The sequence below is a fragment of the Burkholderia savannae genome, from assembly GCF_001524445.2.
Taxonomy (GTDB): Bacteria; Pseudomonadota; Gammaproteobacteria; order Burkholderiales; family Burkholderiaceae; genus Burkholderia; species Burkholderia savannae.
The window spans coordinates 1662182-1683366 of record NZ_CP013418.1; the positions used below are offsets into that span (position 1 = coordinate 1662182).

The window sequence follows — 21185 nt, forward strand, 5'->3', positions numbered from 1 at the left end:
CGGGTGTAGTCGCCAGCCTCCAGTGCCTGGTCCAGCGAGCACCCGGGCTGGACCAGGACGTCGCGGTAGCGGCGCATTACTGCGTCTGGTTGCGCAGACGCTCGCGGCGGGCGCGCTTGCCCGAGGCGTGGTCCATCATTTCGGAGTGGACTTCGCGGACGGTGTGAACGACGCCGCCAGCGAAGCAGCGGCGCACGTCTTCCATGACCTCGCCAGTGGCGCGGACGCAGCCTGCGCCTACGCGGTAGACCGCGACGAACGGGAGTGCCGCCAACAGGCCAACCGTCTGCGCAGCGGCGATGTACTTGTCCTTCGACTTTTCGTAAGGACGATTCATTGCGGGTTGATCCAGATGATGTTCTTGGCGTCGTGGAGCGGGTCGGCCTCGGGCCACTCGTAGCCCGAGCAGGCGTGCCCGACGCAGCCGTTGATGTCGTTCTTGAGGTCGAAAACACAGCCGGAACACGACGGCTCGTCGCCGTTGCTCACGGCGCGGTAGGTGTGGTGTGCGGTTCGCATCACTTCTCCAGGCTGTAGCGGACGTACTGCTGGCCCGTGCAGTCACGGCGGCGGACTTTGGCGATGCGGTATCCCGCGTCCTGAATCTCGGTGATGCGGCGCGACAGCGAACGCACGCGGTGGACGGCATTCGCTTCAACGTTGGTGATGCTGCCCACCGACTTGAGATGGCGGAGGACGGTCTGGGCTTGCGGGGTGAGTTTCATGGTCTGCGTGTCTTTCATTGGTGGGAGGTTGAGAGCCAGCGGCTTGCGGTGCCGCTGATACCGGTGTGGGTTACTGCTGCGGGGTCGGGACTTCCGAGGCCGGGGCCACGACATCCTTGAGGGCCGATGCGACCTGGCGTGCCTGGCGCGTGGCGCTACGGTGCGCGTTGGCCTGCGAGACCTTCGCGGCTGCGGCTGCGAGTGCGGCTTCGCACTTCTTCTGTTCTTTCGCGGCGGCGGCTTCGAGCGCTGCGGCGAGCTTGACGAGGAGCTTGAGGAGGAGTTGGATCATGGTCAGTCGTTGGGGGAGATAGCGACGTTGATGTGCGGCGCTTCGCCCGGTTCGGGGAAGCGCTTGGTGAGGTGCAGCGAGACAATCTGGCGGTCGTCCAGCCACCACCCTTCATCGGTGAGGGTGTCCATGACGCCCTTCGCGAGGTTGTCGAGGTCCCCCATAGGGGTCGTGAACTTCGACTTGGCGATGGGCTTGCAGACGAACTCGATGACGACCGATAGCTCGCCTTCGAGCGGTGCGTCAGGCGGCTTCGGTCCGAGCTTCTGGACAATCTCTGCTTGGTACTTCTTGTAGGAGGCGGGCATGTATGCCGAGCCCCACTTCGTCATGCGAGGACGCGGTGCTGGGAGGGGCACCACGTCGAGACGGAACTCAGAAGTCCTGGTTGTCACCCGAACCATCCGAGTCAGCCGATTCGTCCGAGTCCAGCGACGGCGTGCCCTCGTCGTTCTCGTAGTCTTCCGACTCGTCCTCGAAGCCGAGGTCCGACTGGGCGCGGCGCTCCAGGAGCTTGACGCCGTTGAGGTAGAGCGTGACGCCCTTGTTGCTGCCGGTGTCGTACTCAGCAGCAGCGACCGACAGGCGGCCGAAGTCACCGCTCTTTGCGGTCTCCTTCAGCGAGGTCTTGCCGTCAGCAGCCTTCTGTTCGGGCTTCTGCTTCGACTTGGCCGTGATGACCCAGAAGCCGCGCAGGCGCTCCTTCTTATCGTTGCCTTCTTCTGCGGCCTCGTCGGCCAGTGCCGATCCGTCCTTCGCAGGCTTCGCGTCGTTCTTGCCCTTCGCGGCCTTGTGGAGTTCGTTGAGCTTCTTCGCGAAGGCGTCGTTCTCGGCAACGCCCTGCTCCAGCAGAATCGCGCACTTGTACTTGCCCTTGCCGTATTCCGAGTTATCCGGTTTGTCGAGCCATGCGTACTGGAAGACACCCTTCGGGGTCACGAACTTTCCGACGATCTTGGACTTCTTCTTTGCTTCAGCCATGTGTGTTTGGTTTGCGAGTGGATGTGAAAAAGCCCGCTTGCGCGGGCCTGGGTTGTTAGGGTCGTCACCCTGTGCGGAGTTATTGCTTGGGGAAGTGCGCCCCGAGGAGGAACAGGGCACGCTCGGCGTCGCGGCGCTTCACGAGACCGGCGAGCACCTTGCCGCCTGCATGAACCCACTTGGGGAACTCGGCGGCTGTACCCTCGATGTCGCCTGCGTTGAGCTTCTTCAGCAGCGTGGAACCAGCGAAGTTCCCCGCGCCGAGGTTGAACGTGAAGTCCACCAGGGCATCGAACTCCTCCTGCGTCAGGTCCGGGAGACCATCGGTGTCGGGGTCCCCCGCGCGGTCCAGCGTGACGAGCCTGTTGACCGCTGCTGCGGCCTTAGCGCTGTCTTGCATGAGGAGCACTTCGGCCTGCTCCTGGGTGATCGTGAGGCCCTTGTAGACATCAGGACCCGTGTGACCGTACCCGATGGTCCAGACGCCAACAGAGTCCTGATAGGCAGTCAGCCTGCATCCCTCGAATTGCTCCGTGAGTTGCAGGCCGGACTTGCTGTAGACGAACGGGGTCACTGCTTCTCGGTGATCGTCGTCTCGCCCACCTTCGTCGCGTTCGAGATGCCCCGGATGCTCGGGAGCACCTCGCCTTCACGGATGACGAACAGCGAGCCGTTGTAGGCATGGCGGTAGATGGAGACCTTGCGCTCCACCATCTTCGGCGGGAGCTTGCCTTCGACCAGGTTGCGCTCCGGACGGAATTTGTGCGTGCCGTCCGGGTTGTAGCGCGGGGTCACGCGGGTCTTGCCCGCCTCGTCGCGCAGCGTCACGTCCAGGCGGTTGTGGCCGCGCACGAACGCCACGCCCACCACGACCTCGCAAGTGTGCGGCGTGTGGAACTCCGCGCCTGCGATGAAGCGTTCGAGGAACGGCTTTGCGGGGACGGACACGGCCGCAATATTCACGGTAGCTGCGGTCAGCTTTCCCTTGAGTTCGTCGGCCAGGCTCGCAATCTGCGGCTCCACGTAGATGAACGCCCCGCAGGCGTTGTTGGAACCGTTCGGGTTGAAGTGACCGTAATGCCTCGCGAGGCCTCCGTAGTACACGTTAGCCGTCTTACCGGAGACGCTCGGCTCGATACGGGTCACGCGGCGATTCTCTGCGCCGTCCTTGATGCGAAACACCGTGCCCGCTTCGAGCGCGGCCTTCATCTGGTGGAAGTCGGTGTACGCGAGTTTCTTGAAGGTCTGCATTGCGTTGTCCATGTGATTGATTCAGTTATAAGTAACTCGCTTTACTTCACGAGAAGAAAAATTCGGATTCGAGGACGCGCTCCACATCCAGGTTGCCGAGCGCGGGGACTTCAGGAATATCCGGGCACCCCGAGTGCGCGATGACAGACTGACGCCATTGCTCCAGGGTATCGTTGTTGTACAGCGCAACGAATTGCTGCTTGGTGACTTCGAGGAGGAGGTCACTGTTCTCGGCGTGGCATCCGAACGAGTCGTGGACGAATGCCAGGTCGCGGACGCCACGGCGCTTCATCTCGACGCACACGAGCGCCAGGTGGGCCGCGTCGAACGAGTGGACAACGTTCGGAGCCGCGCCGAGCTTCTGCTTACCTGGCTTGAAGCCCGCGTCCGGCTCCTCAAAACGCACGGTGACATCTCCGTGGAGCGTGCGGATGCGTTTCTCGCCGGTCTTGTAGTACGCCTGCTTCCCGGTAAAGCCACTGGGCGTATCCCACACGAGGGGAAGCCCGCGCTCCTCCAGGAACACGGCGACCGCGCGGAAGTAATCCATCGCGCGGCGCGGGGCCTCGATGGATTCGTCCAGCGCACCGACGATCTTTTGCGTCAGGTACTCCGCAGCGGCGTAGCGCTCCTTCCCGTTGGCGATGTGATCCGCGAAGCCGTCCTGGACCAGTTGGGTCAGGATGCCGCGCTCGGACACACCGTAGGGGGTCGTCATCACGGCCCGCTTCACGGTCTTACGCTCCACCTTGCCGACCCAGAGGGATGCCATCGCCACAAGGGCGCTATTCACGGAGTCGCGCTGTACGTCACCAACCACTACCTCACACACGGCCTTGTAGATGTCCTCGCGCTTGCCGGTGGGAAGCACGTTGACGCGCACGGCGGACTTCTCGTCCTTCATGAGGGCCGCGAGGTGCTGGATACCGGAGCACGTCGCGTCGTAGCGGCATACCATGCGGGACTCGAAGCCCTCGCACGTCCCGTGCGCCAGCATGAAGTCAGCGACTCGCTTTACTTCCAGGCACGCCGCGAGGAACTCCCATGGGGAGTCGCAGGTGCTCCAGAACTCGAACGCCTTGTGGTCGTCCAGCGGGTCCGTGGCGACGGCCAGGATGCCCTCCAGGTGGTCCATCGTCCACTGGGCACGCTCCGCGATGGGGAGCTTGTCCTCACCGAAGTAGTTGGCCGTGTTGACGCGAATCCAGTACCAGCCCCGGTCGGTCAGGGGGACCGGCTCCGAGAACTCCAGGATGCCCTTGACCAGGGAATCGCCCTGCGTGTGAAGGTCCTGGGGACGCGGGTAGAAGCGACCACGGAAGTCCGCGTAGTGCGGGAACCACAACGCCGGGAAGTCGGCCAGTTCCTCGGCCATCTGGAGCATCCCCCAGAGCTTCAGGCGCATCCCGGCATTGCGTGCGTTCTCCGTGTGGATGCGCTCGCGCTCGCGGATGTGCGCCTTGAACTCGTCGGACTTCTTGTCGAGGTGCTCGGGGTACTCGGGCAGGGCCAGTTCGTCGCTGCACGGGAAGCCTGCCACATCCAGGCCACGGGCCTTGCACTGGAGCGCGACGTTGAGCACATCACGGTTGATGCGCCAGCGGGTCTTCTGGATGTGGTTCAGGGCCTCCAGGTGAGCGCCCTTCAGGGGCAGGTCCAGGGCGGACGTGTGCGAGTTAGCGAACTCCGTGGACTTCACGGCGTCGGTCTTGAGGGTGAGGTAGCCACCTTGCAGCTTGGTCATGGTTTCAGTATCCAGTCAGCGTCTTCGGGGTGCCCGGATGGGCATGGGGTGTTACTGCTTGCGCAGGCGGTTCGATTCGAGGATCGGCAGGCCAGCTTCGGTCGGGACGTAGATCACCTGGCCCTTCCCCTCGGCGTCACCGAGCTTCTGGATGTACAGGTAGCGCAGGTACGCCTCGTTGTCGTTGAGGGACTTGCCGATGATCGCGTTGGCCTTGGCGACGCCCTGAGCGCGGATGACCTCGGCGTCTGCGAACGACTGGGCGCTTGCCTTCTTCGCCTCGGCGTCGAGAATCTGGACCTTCTTGGCCGACTCAGCGCGGGCCAGTTCAGCCTCGCCGTCCATCTTCTGGTTGTAGACGCGGTACGGCGGATACATGTCGCAGCCTGTCAGCGCAGCGGTGGAGAGTGCGAGTGCAGCGATGTAGATCAGTTTCTTCATGGTGGTCTCCTGGTTACTCGGTCACGCCACGACCGTCCGATTCGAGCTTGTCGGCCAGCTTGTTGAACAGCTTCGCGGCGTGCCGCAGGTCGTCAACGCTGAACCAGTGCCCGTCGATCGTTACCTGGATCGGCATGGAATAAGTCCCGTCGTCGTGCAGCGCAATCGGTGCGCCGTGTCGCTTCGTCTCGAACTCCGCGTAGCGGGTCACTGCGAGGTCGCTGATGGTTTTCTGGATGCGGCTCATTGCGTTTCCTTGGTGTCAAAGTGATCGAGGATGGCCTCCGCGACTGCGAAGGCCAGCTTCTGGTCGTACTGCGGGTCCCCAACCCGAATGGGCATCGGGAGCTTCAGGTCGATGGTCTTGTCGCCCACGGTCAGCGTGGCGCGGCGATGGTCAGTGGAATGCATGTCATTAACTCGCTTTATTTTTGAGCCGCACGAACGCGGCGCTTACGCGCGGTCCTGCGCTTGTTGGAACACACACGGCAATACACCGACAGCCCGTGCGCCTTGCTTGTAGGGACGGTGTAGAACTCCGCGTGAGTTTTCATCGCAGTGCAGTCAGGGCAGTACTTGTGCGTCGCCGTGTATTTGGTGATCTTGGGAGCGCCAGTGACAGGCGGAAGCGGTCCGGAAACGGACACACCTTGGGCACGGGCAGCACGCTCCAGCGTTTCCACAGCTAACAGACGTGCGCCGCTGCGATGGTACTTGCGTTCTCGTCCTGCCGAATCGGAAAGGCCGCCAGCCGTGCGGCCGATACGCTTGCGGTCGCCGGGGCTTACCGGGATATCGTGCCGCTTGAAGAATTCGTTGAGGGTGATCCATTGCTCACTGGCGGGGTCCAATCCATGCGCCCGCACCGTCATGATCCCCAGTTGTTCATTGGCTACCACCACCGCGCGAGCCATGAGCGACATCGGGTCCTCAACGGTCTCCCGTGCGACCTCCTGCGTCATGTACATCCCGTGCTTACGGATGGACGGCAGGACTTCCGACGTGACCCACTTGCGGAACTCCCGCGCTATCGGTTTGTTAGAACGCATCACGAGCGCGTAGAGGCCCGACTCGGAGATCACGGTCGTATTCTGCGGCCCCCCAAGGGTGTGCAAAAGTCGCACACCCTTTTCGTCAGAATCCAGCGTCCTAACTGCGCTTCCAAGATGCGCGATGCCCACGGCAATACACACGTCCTTCGCAGGGAACCACGGCTCCCCGTCGATCTCCACGACGCGGAGGCTCATGTTCGGAGCAAATTCGAAAGTCTTGATGGTGTTCATGGTGTCAGGTCCTTGTCAGCAATTCGATTATAAGTGACTCACTTTATATCTGAGCACAATAATCCTGCGGCTCGCAGATCATGGGAGCCAGAAAGGGCCGTTGCAGTTCGCAGGTTTCCTGGAGACTCTCGGTAAGCGCCAGGGCGGTCTCGGTCATCCCGAACACCAGCTTGGGGAACTTGGCCCCCTCGTCGCGCTGCTCCTTGACCTCGAACCAGCCGTTCGATTCGACCAGGAGCCACATCACCGAGTCCCCGATGTGAATCTTCTGCTCGTGGGACCAGTCCAGCTTGACCAGGGTGTCGGTCTTCTTACTCCACTTGTCGAACACCCGCTTGTCGATCTCGCCGTGGTTCCGGCGCAGCATCAGCTTGAACATGTTGACGCCATCGAGCGCGTGCTCCTTCCGATGCTTCTCGGCTTCCTTCTCGGCCCGCGCCCACGCCTGGTATTCCAGTTCGTGCCGCAGGCGGGCGGCGCAGGCTACCCGTACTGCGGTCCAGCCGGCGTCAACAGGGTTCGTCAGGGCCGTGAGGACGGCGCACGCAGCAATAGTTTCCGCATCGAGTGCCCCGAAGACGGCTTGGGCGTCCGCGATGCGCCGCGTCTTCGGGTCTTCCAGCTTGGCGGCGTAGTCGGCTTGAGCCTGAACCACTGCCGCCACCATCGGCTTTATAATCTCCGAGGCGATGCGTTGACCATGCTGGACCTCACCGAGGTTCCGGGAGGTCAGGGTGCCGTCCTCCTTCTCGCGTGCGAGGGTTCGGCGGTAGCGTTCGATGCCCCGCTTCACCTGGAAGTGCTCCCAGGTTCTCTGCGCCGCTACGTCGTGCGCCCCTACAGGGACTGGCTTTTCCGTATACGAAAACGTGACGGGCGCAACTCCTTGATTCGATTCGCTGTCAGATGCGAGCAAAATCCTTCCCCTTAGAAATCAATAACTTAGGGAACTGATTACGCCAGTCTAACGTTGTAGCAAATCTTTACACGGCTGTCCGCGCGAATCGGTGCAAACAGGGACACAGCGGATGAACGCGAGCCCGCTTGCGCGACGTATCGACCGATGCCGACGAGACAGTCCGCACTGTCACGATCGGCGGCGAACGCGCACGCACGTTCGCCCCCGCCACGCTCAATGCACGACCATTCCCGTGAGCCAGTACGCCTGCACGCAGGTCATCACGCCGACGATCAGCACGAAGAACAGGCTATGCCGCAGCGTGAAGCGAAACAGATCCGCCTCGTGCCCGACGAGGCCGACCGCCGCGCACGCAACCGCGATCGACTGCGGCGAAATCATCTTGCCCGCGACGCCGCCCGTCGTGTTCGCCGCGACGAGCAGCGTGCTCGACACGCCGATCTGCTGTGCGGTCGTCGCCTGCAGCGAGCAGAACAACGCGTTCGACGACGTGTCGGAGCCCGTCAGGAACACGCCGATCCAGCCGAGCAGCGGCGAGAAGAACGGGAACGCCGCGCCCGTGCCCGCGAGCAGCAATGCGAGCGTCGTCGACATTCCCGAAAAGTTCTCGACGAACGCGAATGCGAGCACGAGGCCGATCGACAGCACCGGGCGCTTCAGGTCCTTCAACGTCTCGAAGAACGTGCGCATGCCTGTGCGCGCGGAAACGTTCAGGATTGCCATCGATACGATCGCCGACAGCAGGATCGCGGTGCCCGTGGCCGCGAGCAGATCCCAGTTGAACACGGCGGGCACGGGCGTCGGGTGCGCGACGACGGGCGCCATCTTCTGCGTGAGCTTGTCGAGATGCGGGATGTGGAATTGCAGCGTCGTGAACGCGAGCGCGCCGCCCTTCGCGAACAGCGCCTTGAACGGCTTCATGCTCCAGATCGTCACCATCACGGTCAGCACGACGAACGGCGACCACGCGCGCGCGATCTGCGCGAACGAATACGGCGAAGGCTGCCGGCCGCCCGTCGCGCGCGCGCCGCCCATGCCGCCCGGCATCGCGCCCAGCGCGAGCGCGCCGCCGCCCGCCGACACGATCGAGGCCGCGCGTGCGGCCTCACGCGCGCGCTTCGGCTGCCACACCTTCAGGAACGACGCGAGCGCGACGAGGCTCGCGAGCGCCGACGTCACGTCGGGCAGCTCGGGCCCGATGTAGTTCGACGTGAAGAACTGCACGACCGCGAAGCTGCCGCCCGCGACGAGCGCGGCGGGCCACGTCTCGCGCACCCCCTTCACGCCGTCCATCACGAACACGAGCCAAAACGGCAGGAAAAACGACATGAGCGGCAACTGGCGTCCCGCCATCGCGCCGACCGCCATCGGATCGAGGCCCGACACCTGGCCCGCGACGATCACCGGAATTCCGAGCGCGCCGAACGCGACGGGCGCGGTGTCCGCGATCAGGCAAAGTCCCGCCGCATAGAGCGGATTGAAGCCGAGGCCGACGAGCAGCGCGGCCGTGATCGCCACCGGCGCGCCGAAGCCCGCCGCGCCTTCGAGAAACGCGCCGAACGAGAAGCCGATCAACAGCATCTGCAGGCGCTGATCGTCGGTGAGCGACACGATCGAGCTGCGGATGATGTCGAACTGGCCGCTCGTCACGACGATCTTGTAGAGGAACACCGCGGTGACGATGATCCATGCGATCGGCCACAAGCCGTACGCGAAGCCATAGGCCGCCGATGCGAACGCGCGCTCGGCGGGCATGCCGTAGACGGCGATCGCGATGGCGAGCGAAAGCGCGAGGGTAAGCGCGCCCGCGACGTGTCCCTTGAGCCGCAACACCGCGAGCGACACGAAGAACAGAATGATCGGCGCGCCGGCTGCGAGCGCCGACCAGCCGACGCCGCCGAGCGGCAGATAGACCTGGTTCCAAACCTGCACGTGTGTCTCCTTCCATGAGTGAATCTGAATCGGGCGACGGCCTCGCGGCCGTCCGAATCGGCGCGCCGGTCCGTGCCGGCGCTTTGGTCTGTGCGCGACGTGAGCGACGTGCGTGGAGAACGCGCGTCGCATGGCGTCTGACTGATGCTGCTTGTCGGGGAATGTCTACGTCTTCGAATCGCCGGCGTGCCGCGTCCGGTTTTCGCTTCGGTGCGCTCGGCATCGCCGCGCGCCGTCTTGCGCCGTCTTGCGTCGTTTGTTGTCGCCTCTTACTTCTTGCGTCGCATGTCTTGCTGCCGCGCCTCGCGTGTTGAATGGTGCGTTCGCGGCATCGCGGCATCGCGGTGCCGCCGCGCAATGATCTGCATACCGTAATTTCTCGTCCGGCCGTCTCGCGCGCCGTCGCGGGTTTCGACTAGCCGCGCGCGATGCCGCGCCGCGCGATTCGCCGGGCGCGCCACGCCGAAACGCAGCGTGCCGCCGCCGTCGTTTCCGCGCGGGCTTTCACGCGTCGTCGCAAATCAGCAAGAGCACGCGCTTCGGGCCGTGCACGCCGACCTGCACCGTCTGCTCGACGTCGGCGGTGCGCGACGGCCCGGTGATCACGTTGACCGCGCGCGGCAGCGTCGCGATCGTCGCGCGCACGCGCGCCCATGCGTCCTCCATCGTCGCGACGATCGCGCTGCGATCGACGAGCACGACGTGCGTGGCGGCGACGAAGTTGAGCGACGTCGGCGTCGCGCTCGACGACAGGCACACGACGCTGCCCGTCTCCGCGATCGCCGTGAACGACGGCGTCACGCTGACGAGCCCGTCGCGCCGCAGGTCGGCGCCCGGCAGCGCGCCGTGCGCGCGCCACGGCAGCGCCTCGAGCGCCGCCGCGACGACGAGCGGCGCATCGGCGAGGCCCACTTCGCGCAAATACGCGTCGACGGCCGCGGGCGCATCGGCGGCGGTCGCAATGTGCGCGCACGTCGCCGACACCTGCTGCGCCTTCGCGACGAAGCGCGCGACGAGGTCGACGCCGCCGAGCGAGATCGCCGGCCCGCACGCGGCGGCCGAAGCGGCCGAGGCGGCCGGGCCGGCGAAAGACGCCGCGCCCGCACCGGATGCGGCATGCGCATTCGGCGCGGCGGACGCGCCCGCGCCCATCGTCTGCGCCGGAAACTGCGCGGCAAGCCGCGCGCGGTCGCTGCCGAGCGCCGCGCGGATACGGCCGAGAATGTCGTCGCGCCCGCTCATCGCTGCCCCCTCTGTTCGTTCGCGCGCGTCGCGTCCCACGTCTCGAAGAACGTGCGCGGCGGCGGCTTCGGCAATTCGCGCGAATCGGTCCAGCCGGACGCGAACGGCACGCGCGCGATGCTGCCGCGCGTGCCGCCGAGTGCGCGCAGCACGCGCGCACCGACGCGCGTCAGCCAGTGATAGAGCGCCGGCCGCCGCGCGATCGCGCCGAACGCGCGCAGCAGGAAGCGCGTGCCGGGCGCGGTGAGCCGCGCGTCGAACTGCATCCCGCGCAGCTTCTTGAGCAGCGTCGGCAGCGGAATCTTCACCGGACACACCTCCGCGCAGCGCCCGTTCAGCGTGCACGCGTTCGGCAGATCGGTGTCGTGCTCGATGCCTTGCAGAAGCGGCGTGAGAACGGCGCCCATCGGCCCCGGATAGACCCAACCGTACGCATGCCCGCCGACCGCGCCGTACACCGGGCAGTGGTTCATGCACGCGCCGCAGCGAATGCAGCGGAGCATGTCGCGGAACTCGCCCGCGAGCATCCGCGTGCGGCCGTTGTCGACGAGCACGACGTGATACTCGCGCGGCCCGTCCAGATCGTCGTCGCGCTTCGGGCCCGTGCTGAACGTGGTGTACGACGTGATCTCCTGCCCCGTCGCGCTGCGGCCGAGCAGCCGCACGAACAGCGCGACGTCGTCGAGCGTCGGCACGACGCGCTCGATGCCCGCCGTCACGATGTGCACGCGCGCGAGCGTCGACGTGAGATCGCCGTTGCCCTCGTTCGTGCAGATCACGTTCGAGCCCGTCTCGGCGACGAGATAGTTCGCGCCGGTAATGCCGACGTCCGCGACGAAGAATTTGTCGCGCAGCACCTGGCGCGCTTCGCCGACGACGTCCGCGACGGTCTCGCGCGGCCCGTCGTACTGCGCGGCCGAATGATGCCCGGCGAACAGTTCGGTAACCTGACCGATCGTCTTGTGCAGCGCCGGGAACACGATGTGGCTCGGCCCTTCGTGCGCGAGCTGCACGATGTATTCGCCGAGATCGGTTTCGACGACTTCCATCCCCGCGCCCTCGAGCGCGGCGGGCAAGCCGATCTCCTCGCCGACCATCGATTTGCCGCGCGTCACGGTTTTCGCGTTCGCGTCGCGGCAGATCTTCAGCACGATCTCGCGCGCTTCGGCCGCGTCGCTCGCCCAGTGAACGACGCCGCCCGCGCACGTGACGGCCGCTTCGTAGCGTTCGAGATACGTGTCGAGATTCGCTAGCACGTGATCCTTCACCACCTTCGCGCGCTCGCGCAGCATTTCGAACTCGGGCAGCAGCGACACGACGCGCCGCCGCTTCTCGATCCAGCCCTCGCCGAGCATCCCGAGCGCTTCCTGAAGCTGTGCGTCGTGCAGCGCGGCGCTCGCGCGCGCCTTGAAGTTCGTCGTCGCGGCCGATGGTTGCGCGCTCATTCGCCCTCCCCGCAGATCGGCTCGACGTTCATCCCGGTCAGCACCTCGGCGACGTGATAGACGCGCACCGGGCTGCCTTCGCGCTTCAGTCGCCCGCCGATGTTCATCAGGCAGCCGAGATCGCCGCCCGCGAGCACGGTCGCGCCGCTCGCGGCGACGTTCGCGGTCTTGTCGGACACGATCTTCGTCGAGATTTCCGGGTACTTCACGCAAAACGTGCCGCCGAAGCCGCAGCATACTTCGGCATCCTTCATTTCCTTCAATTCGACGCCGCCGACGCGCGACAGCAGCGCGCGCGGCTGCGCCTTGATGCCGAGGCCGCGCAGGCCCGAGCAGGTGTCGTGGTAGGCGAGCGTGCAGTCGGGCACCGCGGCGCGCTCCGGGCCCGCCCAGCCGAGCACGTCGACGAGAAAGCTCGTCAGCTCGTGCGCGCGCGCGGCGAGCCGCTCGGCGCGCGGCTTCCACGCGGGATCGTTCGCGAGCAGGTCCGGGTAGTCGTGACGCAGCGTGCGGATGCACGAGCCGGAGGGTGCCACGACGTAGTCGTAGCCTTCGAACACGCCAATCGTGCGGCGCGCGATGCCGCGCACGCCGTCGAAGTCGCCGCTGTTCAGCGCCGGCTGGCCGCAGCAGGTCTGCGCGCGCGGCGCGTCGACCGTGCAGCCGGCCGCTTCGAGCAACTGCACGGCGGCGAGCGCGGCGCTCGGCCGAAAGAGATTCGCGAGGCACGTGACGAACAGGCCGACGCGCGGCGTCTCGCGGGCGCCGCCGGACGAGCCGACGGCCTGCGGGGATTGGTCCATGTGTTTCATCCCGGCCGCTCGTCGCGGCCGTTTCTTCGCTTCAACGGTTTGCTTCAACGAATCGCCGCGCGTTCGCGCGCGGCCGGTTTCGATGACCTATACTTGGTCATGTTGGTCTGACCACGCTGGCCAAGATAGTGAGATGGCGACCGGCTGTCAATGTCGCGGCCATCAGGGAAAACGCCGATCCGAACCCGGCCGATCGCGCCGAAACCCGCTCCGGCATTGGCTCGAACGGCCGCCTGCGCCCCGCCGGGTATAATTCCGCGCGGCCGCCGCACGCTCCGGCGCGAGCCGGCCGACGCGCGCGAACGCTCGGCCGCGAAAGCCGGTGCCCGCGCCACCCAACCGTCCAGAAGGCCCGTGCATGACGTTTCAGCCAGTCGAGTCCTACACCCGCGTGCGCCTGTCCGACGTGGTGTCCGACCAGATCAAGTCGCTCATCTCGGCGGGCAAGCTGCTGCCCGGCCAGAAGCTGCCGACCGAGCGCGAGCTCGCCGCGCAGCTGAGCGTGTCGCGCCCCTCGCTGCGCGAGGCGCTCGTGCGGCTCGAGGCAGACGGCTTCATCGGCTCGGTCGGGCGCGGCGGCTTCGTCGTCTCGGACATCACGGCGCCCGTCGTGTCGAATCCGCTCGCCGATCTGCTGCTGCAGAACCCCGAGACGAGCCACGACGTGCTCGAGCTGCGCCACGGCCTCGAAACGATCTCGACCGCATACGCGGCCGAACGCGCGACGCCAGCCGATCTCGTGAGGATCAAGGACGCATTCGACGCGCTCGCGGGCCTGTCGCTCAAGCACGAGCCCGGCCGGCTCGCCGAAGTCGACGCGAACTTTCACCTCGCGATCGCCGACGCGACGCACAACGTCGCGCTGATCCACGTGATGCACGGCATCCACGGATTGCTGCAGGAATCGATGCACAAGTCGCACCGGCTCGTGAACCATGCGGACGCGTTGGAGCGCGCGCTCCTCGAGCAGCACACCGAAATCTACGAAGCGATCGCCGCGAAAGACCCGGAACGCGCGCGCGCGGCGGCCGAGCGACATCTGCAATACGTGCGCACGCTGTACGAGCAGGCCGCGTAGCGCGCCGGCGCGCCGCGGCCGCCTCGAGCGCCGCGGCCGATGCTAAATTGGGGCTTTTCGACGAGGAGCCCGCATGCCGACGCCGGACCATCCATGGAATTCGCTGGAGATCGTCAAGCTCGTCGCGGACGTCCTCACGCCGCTTTCCGTCGCTGCGTTCGGCTGGCTCGTCAACCACCGGCTCAAGCAGCTCGAGCTCGTCCAGTGGACGAACCAGAAGCTGATCGAAAAGCGGCTCGCCGTCTACGACACGGTCGCGCCGCTCCTCAACCGCCTGCTGTGCTTCTACACGTGGGTCGGCCCGTGGAAGGACATCTCGCCCGACGACGTGATCCGCACGAAGCGCGAGCTCGACCAGACGATCCACATCTACCGCCACCTGTTCGACGACGACGTGTACCGCGCGTACCAGTCGTACCTCGACGCGCTGTTCGACACGCATTCCGGCGCGGGCCACGACGCGCGCATCAAGTCGACGATCGCGAGCCCCGACGGCGACCGCATCGGTCACGGCACGTATCGCTGGAATCCCGCGTGGTCGGAGCGCTTCTCGAGCGCGAACGTCGTGCCGCGCGACGACGTGACGGCGCGCTATCAACGGATCATGGACGGGCTGCGCGTGTCGCTGGGCGCTGCGCGATGAGCGCTCGGTCGTCGCGTAATCAATCGCGCAATCAATCGCGCGGGCGATGCGCATCGGCGAGCGGCGGTGAGCCGCCGCCCGATCGCACGCCGCGCCGTCCGTCGACAACGAGACAACAAGACAACGAATCGTCACGGACTTCACATCAACGTGTCACATGTCGCGTGTCTGATTCGGGATACCGATTCTTGGCTGATCCTGGTTGACTTCGTTGATCTCACGGCCCGCATGCGGCGCCGGCGCGCAAGCGCCGCGTCGCCCGGGACCGGACCGGCACCGACATGAAAGCACGGCCGATGCTCGAATACGCGTTGCACCCGGTCGACGATCGACTGGTCCACGTCGACGAACTCTTTCGCGCGGACCCCGTCCCGCGCGGGTGGGCGCGCTGTCCGCTCTGTCTGGAGGCGCTGTACGTCGTGCAGTTGCGCGACCGCTCGCACGCGCGCCGATTCGTTCATCTCGCGGGCGAGTTCGCGCGCTGCCCGCTCGTGAACGACGCGCTGCCGAACCCGCTCGCCGTCCACGTCGGCCCGCCGCTCGACGAGCGTGGCCACCGGCAGCGCGCGACCTTTTTCCAGCACTGGCAGCGGCATCTGCACACGATCCGGCAGACGGCGTCCGCGTTCGGGATCGCGCGTTTCATACGCGTGATCGAGCTCGCGGACGTGCTGAAGCTGTGGGCATGGCCAACACTCGCGCAACACGACATCCCGTACATCCTGCTCGTGCTGACGGAATTCATCGCCGCGCCGCGCGGCGAAAAAAAGCAGGCCGCGTGGTCGCGCTTCTGGTTCGACGCGTCGGTGCAGCAAATAGACGATCTGCACAAGCCGCGCGGCGTGCTGCCGCGCCTCTTCCGGCTGCGCTACCGATTGCCTAGGATGTCGAAATTTCCGAGCGCGCGGCATCTGATCGACTGCCAGCCGGTGCAGATGAACGACGCCGCCCCGGCCGATGCGCCGATCGGCATGCCGCGCGCCGACGTCGCCGCATTCGAGGCTTTCGCCGCGCGCTTCGCGAGCCGGCCGGTCGAATGAAGATGAGAAAGACGATCGCGCGCACCGTGAACGGGCGACGCGCGCGGCCGCGTCACGTGTAGAGCGACGCGTCGGGCAGCGCGCCCGTCAGCGCATGGCGGCCGACGTCGCGCAGCCGGTAGTCCAGCGGATCGTGCAGCGTGTGCGTGCGCGCGTTGCGCCAGAAGCGGTCGAGCGCGAGCGGCGCGGCCGTCGCGCGCGCGCCGCACGCATCGAACAGCGCCTCGCTGACGTCGAGCGCCGCGCGCTGCGCGACGATCTTCGCCTCCGAAATCGCGAGCGCGACTTCCGCGCGCGCATCGGCGGTGAGCGCCTCCTTCCTCTCCCACGCGCCCTGCAGCGCGCGCGCCGCGCGATCCGCAAGCGCCTCGGCGCTCACCGTCTGCACGCGCATGTCGCCGAAGCGCTGCAGCGTGTACGGATCGTCCGCCGCGCGTTCGACGCCCGAATGCACCCACGGCCGCCCCGCCCGCTGCACGTAGTCGCGCGCCTCGGCGAGCGCGCCTTCCGCGATGCCGACGAACAGGTTCGTCAGCACGAGTTGCGACACGAGCGTGCGCAGCGTCGCGCGCGGCGTCGGCGGCGTTTCCGAGCGATGCAGCACCTCGTCGGGTTCGACGCGCACGCCGTCGAACGACACGCTGCCGCTATCGGTCTGCCGCTGGCCGATCGGGTCCCAGTCGTCGCGCACGGCAATGCCGGCGCGCTCGGTCGGCACGACCGCGAACACCGGCTTGCCCGTGTCCGGATCGTGCGCGGAGACCGTCATCCGCTGCGAGCCGCGCGTGCCCGAGCAGAAGCCCTTGACGCCTTCGAGCCGATAGCCGCCGTCGCCCGTCGCATGCGCGACGAGCCGCGCATCGAGCGGGTTCACTGCATTGCCCCACCACCAATTGTGCTCGACGGTGCCGCGCAGATAACGCTCGCGCTGCTCGGCGCTGCCCCACACGTCGACGCTGACGATCTGCAGGCACTGAAAGCCGAGCACATGCGCGAGCGCGCTGTCGACGCGCGCGAGCGCGCGGATCGTGTGATAGATCACCGGCCAGCCGGCTTCCTGGCCGCCGAACTCACGCGGCACCGCAAGCGTCAGCAGGCCGGCGTCGGCGATCCACCGCTTCTCGTGCGCGGCGTGGCCGCCCGCTCGGTCGCGCTCCGGCGCGCTCGCGCGCAGCGCCGCGATCAGCTCGGCGAGCGTGTACGGCGCCCGGTTCGCTTCGGCAATCAGTTCAACCAGGACTCGTGGATCGTTCATGCGAAAGCTTCCCAGATGGTGGGCTTGTCGGTCGATGCGGCGGCGGGCCGCGATGACACGCGCCCGCGCACGCCGCGCCGCCGGTTATCGTCGATCGCCCGATTAGCGGTGTGGTGTGCGTCGAATACTAGCGCTGCGCAACTGTAATCAATGTACAGATATGTGTCTGAACATGATCGCGTCACATGGCCCGGCCGACGCGAATCGAAACGCGCGGCAGGCGGCCGGACGTCACATCGGCGTCGATCGGCGGCGCGCGCGCCGGCCGATTGACAAGGATTGCTTACATTACTTACGAGAACGCGGCCATCCGGATGCGCGCGAATCGACACGCCAGGCTGGTGCGCCCGGCTTGCGCGCGTCGCACACCGTGCCGCGTTCGGCCGGTTCCGGCCGGGTCGGAACGCGCGGTGTCGACAGCCGAAGGCGATCGTGACGGCCGTCGGCGCGCGATCGTCACGATGCGGCGGCGTGCGGGTTGGCGTCGGCGCCGCATGCGGGAAGCCGCCATCGTCACGCACGAGCATGTCAGTTCGATGTGCGAGCGTTTCCGCAGTCAATATCGCGGCGCTCGCGATTCGCTGCGCGCCTGCCGCGCTCGTCGTCCGCCCTCCTTCGCCGCGCACCGGGAACGGCGCGAGCGCGCCACATCGACGCGGCCGCTCGAAGGTGAGACTCTTCGGGAGCCGACGTGAAGCCCGCCGCCGCGCATGCGCGGCCTTCCGCACGCGCTCGCGCAATGCGCGCCGCCGATTCCCGCACGCCACCGCGTGCCTTCGTTCGCGCGAACCGCTCGACATCAGACGAGCCCTCTGTTGCGCCGCCACGCTCACACGCGCTTCGCGAGCCGCCGCACGATGCGATCGCCGGTGAATTGCACGACGGTGACGAGCGCGATCAGGATCACGATCACCGTCGCCATCACGGCCGTGTCGAAGCGCTGATAGCCGTAGCGGATCGCAAGATCGCCGAGCCCGCCCGCGCCGACCGCGCCCGCCATCGCGGTCGAGCCGATCAGCGCGACGATCGTGATCGTGAAGCCGCCGACGATTCCCGGCAGCGCCTCCGGCAGCAGCACGTGCCAGACGATGTGGCGCCGCTCGGCGCCCATCGCCTGCGCGGCTTCGACAAGCCCCTTGTCGACCTCGCGCAGGCTCACTTCGGCGATGCGCGCGAAGAACGGAATCGCCGCGATCGACAGCGGCACGATCGCGGCCCACACGCCGATCGTCGTGCCGATCACCAAGCGCGTGAACGGCAGCAGCGCGACGAGCAGAATGATGAACGGCGTCGAGCGAAACGCGTTGACGGCCGCGCCGAGCGCCGCGTTCAGGCCGCGCCGCTCGTAGATGCCGCCTCGCGCGGACGTGACGAGCACGAGCGCGAGCGGCACGCCGGCAAGCGCCGCGACGAACGCCGATGCGCCGACCATCCACAGCGTGTCGCGGATCGCATCCGCGAGCTCGGGAAACCACAGTTCAGACATAGCCCAGCACCTCCACGCGATTCGCATGCCGGCGCGCGGCGGCGAGCGCGGCCGCGATCCTTTCCGGACCGGCCGCGCCGCGCGCGGCAAGCGACGCGGCGATCACGAGCCGCCCTTGCGCGCGCCCCTGAATCCGATCGAGCCCGCCATGCACGAAACGCACCGTGTCGCCCACGTTGCGCGCAAGCGCGCTCGCGAGCGCGCCGAGATCCGGCTCGCCGCTGTCCGCGCCCGTGTAGCGAACGTCGAGCAGCAGTTGCGCGCCGCACGGCAGCGGTGCGCGGCCGTCGAGCGGCCGCACGCGCGTAGCGAGATCGGCCGGCAGATCGTGGACGAGCGTGCGCAGCAGCGCGCGCGTCGCGCCGTGCTGCGGATCGCCGAATACGCGCCACACGGGCCCCGTCTCGACCACCTCGCCATGCTCGACGACGGCCACGGTGTCGCACACCGCGCGAATCACTTCCATCTCGTGCGTGATCAGCACGATCGTGAGCCCGAGCCGCCGATTGACATCGGCGAGCAGCGCGAGAATCGACTGCGACGTTTGCGGATCGAGCGCCGAGGTCGCTTCGTCGCACAGCAGCAGATCAGGATCGTGGACGAGCGCGCGCGCGATGCCCACACGCTGCTTCTGGCCGCCCGACAGGCTCGCCGGATACGCATCGCGTTTCGCGGCGAGCCCGACGAGATCGAGCAGCGCATCGACTTTACGCGCACGCTCGGCCTTCCGCACGCCGGCGATCTTCAGCGGCAGTCCTATGTTTTCGGCGACGGTCTTCGCCGATAGCAGGTTGAAATGCTGGAACACCATGCCGATCCGGCGTCGCAGCGCGACGAGCCCGCGCTCGTCGAGCGCGCCGACGTCGACGCCGTTCACGCGCACCGCGCCCGAGGTCGGCCGTTCGAGCCCGTTGATCAGCCGCAGAAGCGTCGATTTGCCCGCGCCACTGCGCCCGATCACGCCGAACACGCCGCCGCGCGCGACGTCGAGCGTCACTTCGCGCAACGCCGCCGACGGGCCTCGCGGACCGTCGAACACCTTGCTCGTGAGCTCGAACGACACCGCCGCGCCGGCTGCGGATGCGGCAGCCGCGGCCGCGGCCGCGGTCGGATCATGCGAAGCCGCCGCGGCCCCGCGCCGCGCGGCGGCCGAGCTTTCGATGAAACCCAGGGAGTCGAGCAGTTGCACCATCGGATCGCCTCGTCGCGTCGTCATGCTTTCTCGGTTTCGCGCGCGCGGCCGAACCGGTGTTGCGCGCCCGCATGCCAGCCGGGCAGCCGAGCGCTTCCGCCGAACAGCTTCGCGCGCAGCGTCGGCTCCGAATCGTAGTCCTCCTTATAAAGGCCGCGATTCTGCAGCTCGGGCACGACCCGGTCGACGAAATCCTCGAACGACTCGGGCATCACCGTGCGCGTGACGTTGAAACCGTCGACACCCGTTTCGTCGACCCACGCCGCGAGCTCGTCCGCGACCTGCGACGGCGAGCCGACGACCGGGTGATAGCGCCCGCCGATCGGCATCTGATCGAGGATGCGTCGTACGGTCCACGCGCCGGTCGTGCTCTTCTTCGAGATCGCGTCGACCGCCGACTGGATCGAATCGGTCTTCACGTGCGCGATCGGCTCGTCGAGGCCGAAGCGCGAGAAATCGATGCCGGTCGAGCTCGCGAAATGCGCGAGCCCCGCTTCCGGATTCGCGTGGCGCCGATATTCGTCGAACTTCTCGCGCGCGGCCCGCTCGTTCTCGTCCGTCACGACCGTGATGCCCGCGAAGATCTTGATCGACTCCGGATCGCGCCCGATCCGCGCGGCGGCCGCGCGAATGTCCGCCACCGCCGAGCGCGCGGCCGCCTTGCTCTGGCCGTTCACGAACACGCATTCGGCGTGCTTGGCGGCGAACTCGACGCCGCGCGCCGACGATCCCGCTTGATACAGCACCGGCGTACGCTGCGGCGACGGCTCGCTCAGATGAATCGCGTCGACCGAGTAATACGGCCCGTCGTGGCGCACGCGACGCACCTTGTCCGGGCGCGCGAACACGCGGGCATCGCGGTCGCGGATCACCGCGTCGTCGTCCCAGCTGCGCTCCCACAGCTGATAGACGACGTCCATGTAATCGTCGGCGCGCGCATAGCGGTCGTCGTGCTCGATCTGCTTCGCGAGCCCCATTCCGCGCGCGGCGCTGTCGAGGTAGCCCGTGACGATGTTCCAGCCGATGCGGCCCTTCGTCAGATGATCGAGCGTCGACATCCGCCGCGCGAACAGATAAGGCGGCTCGTACGTGAGGTTCGCGGTCACGCCGAAGCCGAGATGCTTCGTCACCTGCGCCATCGCCGGCACGAGCAGCAGCGGATCGTTGACGGGCACCTGCACCGATTCGCGCAGCGCGACATCGGCGCTGCCGCCGTACACGTCGTAAACGCCGACGATATCGGCCAGAAAGATCCCGTCGAACTTGCCGCGCTCGAGCGTGCGCGCGAGATCAGCCCAGTAGTCGAGATCGGTGTAATGCGCGGAGCGGTCGCGCGGATGCGTCCACAGGCCGTGATTGATATGGCCGACGCAATTCATGTCGAACGCGTTCAGCAGGATCTTCTTCTTCGCCATCGCATGGGC

The 21185-nt window shown here is 66.8% G+C and carries 26 protein-coding genes; 4 read left to right on the forward strand and 22 right to left on the reverse strand.

The window, feature by feature from the left end; all coding sequences use genetic code 11:
* Positions 1-76: 76 nt before the first annotated feature.
* From WS78_RS28550 to WS78_RS28630, 18 genes are all read right to left on the reverse strand, one after another.
* On the reverse strand, positions 77-337 hold the full coding sequence (locus WS78_RS28550; protein WP_059580136.1) for a hypothetical protein: 261 nt from the start codon (positions 335-337) through the stop codon (positions 77-79).
* The gene (locus tag WS78_RS28555; RefSeq protein ID WP_059580139.1) at positions 334-519 is read right to left on the reverse strand and encodes a hypothetical protein; all 186 of its coding nucleotides are present in this window, start codon (positions 517-519) and stop codon (positions 334-336) included. Before WS78_RS28555 ends, WS78_RS28550 begins: the two co-directional genes overlap by 4 nt.
* Positions 519-725, reverse strand: a complete 207-nt coding sequence (locus WS78_RS37300; RefSeq protein WP_197419397.1) for a helix-turn-helix domain-containing protein — start codon at positions 723-725, stop codon at positions 519-521. Before WS78_RS37300 ends, WS78_RS28555 begins: the two co-directional genes overlap by 1 nt.
* Positions 726-795: 70 nt before the next feature.
* Positions 796-1017, reverse strand: coding sequence for a hypothetical protein (locus WS78_RS28565; RefSeq protein WP_059580144.1), 222 nt, complete (start codon positions 1015-1017; stop codon positions 796-798).
* A gap of 2 nt (positions 1018-1019) precedes the next feature.
* Entirely contained in the window at positions 1020-1349 is a 330-nt protein-coding gene (locus tag WS78_RS28570; protein WP_059580147.1) for a RusA family crossover junction endodeoxyribonuclease, read from the reverse strand.
* A 43-nt stretch (positions 1350-1392) separates the two neighbouring features.
* The gene (locus WS78_RS28575; protein WP_059580150.1) at positions 1393-1998 is read right to left on the reverse strand and encodes an ssDNA-binding protein; all 606 of its coding nucleotides are present in this window, start codon (positions 1996-1998) and stop codon (positions 1393-1395) included.
* Positions 1999-2077: 79 nt separating this feature from the next.
* Positions 2078-2572, reverse strand: coding sequence for a lysozyme (locus WS78_RS28580; RefSeq protein WP_059580153.1), 495 nt, complete (start codon positions 2570-2572; stop codon positions 2078-2080).
* Positions 2569-3249, reverse strand: coding sequence for a hypothetical protein (locus WS78_RS28585; protein WP_156437414.1), 681 nt, complete (start codon positions 3247-3249; stop codon positions 2569-2571). Before WS78_RS28585 ends, WS78_RS28580 begins: the two co-directional genes overlap by 4 nt.
* 46 nt (positions 3250-3295) lie before the next feature.
* On the reverse strand, positions 3296-4993 hold the full coding sequence (locus tag WS78_RS28590; RefSeq protein ID WP_059580161.1) for a DNA-directed RNA polymerase: 1698 nt from the start codon (positions 4991-4993) through the stop codon (positions 3296-3298).
* A 51-nt stretch (positions 4994-5044) separates the two neighbouring features.
* The gene (locus WS78_RS28595; RefSeq protein ID WP_059580165.1) at positions 5045-5434 is read right to left on the reverse strand and encodes a hypothetical protein; all 390 of its coding nucleotides are present in this window, start codon (positions 5432-5434) and stop codon (positions 5045-5047) included.
* A gap of 13 nt (positions 5435-5447) precedes the next feature.
* The gene (locus tag WS78_RS28600; protein WP_059580169.1) at positions 5448-5681 is read right to left on the reverse strand and encodes a hypothetical protein; all 234 of its coding nucleotides are present in this window, start codon (positions 5679-5681) and stop codon (positions 5448-5450) included.
* Positions 5678-5845 (reverse strand): hypothetical protein, encoded by a 168-nt coding sequence (locus tag WS78_RS36505; protein WP_156437413.1) that lies wholly within the window; start codon positions 5843-5845, stop codon positions 5678-5680. The genes WS78_RS28600 and WS78_RS36505 overlap by 4 nt, the downstream gene beginning before the upstream one ends.
* A gap of 14 nt (positions 5846-5859) precedes the next feature.
* Positions 5860-6717: a BRO-N domain-containing protein gene (locus WS78_RS28605; protein ID WP_059580173.1), complete on the reverse strand. Its 858-nt coding sequence runs from the start codon at positions 6715-6717 to the stop codon at positions 5860-5862.
* A gap of 43 nt (positions 6718-6760) precedes the next feature.
* A complete protein-coding gene (locus WS78_RS28610; protein ID WP_156437412.1) occupies positions 6761-7510 on the reverse strand; it encodes a hypothetical protein in 750 nt (249 codons plus the stop codon).
* A 339-nt stretch (positions 7511-7849) separates the two neighbouring features.
* A complete protein-coding gene (locus tag WS78_RS28615) occupies positions 7850-9568 on the reverse strand; it encodes a lactate permease LctP family transporter (RefSeq protein ID WP_059580182.1) in 1719 nt (572 codons plus the stop codon).
* A 504-nt stretch (positions 9569-10072) separates the two neighbouring features.
* The gene (locus tag WS78_RS28620) at positions 10073-10810 is read right to left on the reverse strand and encodes a LutC/YkgG family protein (protein WP_059580190.1); all 738 of its coding nucleotides are present in this window, start codon (positions 10808-10810) and stop codon (positions 10073-10075) included.
* A complete protein-coding gene (locus tag WS78_RS28625) occupies positions 10807-12255 on the reverse strand; it encodes a LutB/LldF family L-lactate oxidation iron-sulfur protein (RefSeq protein WP_038750911.1) in 1449 nt (482 codons plus the stop codon). Before WS78_RS28625 ends, WS78_RS28620 begins: the two co-directional genes overlap by 4 nt.
* Positions 12252-13058: a (Fe-S)-binding protein gene (locus WS78_RS28630; RefSeq protein WP_059580196.1), complete on the reverse strand. Its 807-nt coding sequence runs from the start codon at positions 13056-13058 to the stop codon at positions 12252-12254. The genes WS78_RS28625 and WS78_RS28630 overlap by 4 nt, the downstream gene beginning before the upstream one ends.
* 367 nt (positions 13059-13425) lie before the next feature.
* Between WS78_RS28630 and WS78_RS28635 the strand changes: the two genes are divergently transcribed.
* The 3 genes from WS78_RS28635 (at position 13426) to WS78_RS28645 (ending at position 15828) form a co-directional block, all read left to right on the forward strand.
* Positions 13426-14145: a FadR/GntR family transcriptional regulator gene (locus tag WS78_RS28635; protein ID WP_038750906.1), complete on the forward strand. Its 720-nt coding sequence runs from the start codon at positions 13426-13428 to the stop codon at positions 14143-14145.
* Between the two features lie 73 nt (positions 14146-14218).
* The gene (locus WS78_RS28640) at positions 14219-14788 is read left to right on the forward strand and encodes a hypothetical protein (protein WP_059580200.1); all 570 of its coding nucleotides are present in this window, start codon (positions 14219-14221) and stop codon (positions 14786-14788) included.
* 296 nt (positions 14789-15084) lie between these two features.
* On the forward strand, positions 15085-15828 hold the full coding sequence (locus tag WS78_RS28645) for a hypothetical protein (RefSeq protein ID WP_059580318.1): 744 nt from the start codon (positions 15085-15087) through the stop codon (positions 15826-15828).
* 52 nt (positions 15829-15880) lie between these two features.
* Here the strand turns inward: WS78_RS28645 and WS78_RS28650 are convergent, their stop codons facing one another.
* On the reverse strand, positions 15881-17083 hold the full coding sequence (locus WS78_RS28650; RefSeq protein WP_059580203.1) for an acyl-CoA dehydrogenase family protein: 1203 nt from the start codon (positions 17081-17083) through the stop codon (positions 15881-15883).
* A gap of 185 nt (positions 17084-17268) precedes the next feature.
* On the opposite strand from WS78_RS28650, the gene WS78_RS36510 reads away from it, so the two are divergent.
* Positions 17269-17778, forward strand: coding sequence for a hypothetical protein (locus tag WS78_RS36510; protein WP_156437411.1), 510 nt, complete (start codon positions 17269-17271; stop codon positions 17776-17778).
* A gap of 134 nt (positions 17779-17912) precedes the next feature.
* Here the strand turns inward: WS78_RS36510 and WS78_RS28655 are convergent, their stop codons facing one another.
* From WS78_RS28655 to WS78_RS28665, 3 genes are read right to left on the reverse strand one after another with little or no spacing between them, the layout of a single operon-like run.
* Positions 17913-18569 (reverse strand): methionine ABC transporter permease, encoded by a 657-nt coding sequence (locus WS78_RS28655; RefSeq protein ID WP_038750903.1) that lies wholly within the window; start codon positions 18567-18569, stop codon positions 17913-17915.
* Complete coding sequence (locus WS78_RS28660) at positions 18562-19785, reverse strand: methionine ABC transporter ATP-binding protein (protein ID WP_059580207.1); 1224 nt, start codon at positions 19783-19785, stop codon at positions 18562-18564. Before WS78_RS28660 ends, WS78_RS28655 begins: the two co-directional genes overlap by 8 nt.
* Positions 19782-21176 carry an LLM class flavin-dependent oxidoreductase gene (locus tag WS78_RS28665; RefSeq protein WP_059580210.1) on the reverse strand — a complete coding sequence of 465 codons (1395 nt, stop codon included), beginning with the start codon at positions 21174-21176 and terminating at the stop codon, positions 19782-19784. Before WS78_RS28665 ends, WS78_RS28660 begins: the two co-directional genes overlap by 4 nt.
* Between the last annotated feature and the right edge of the window lie 9 nt (positions 21177-21185).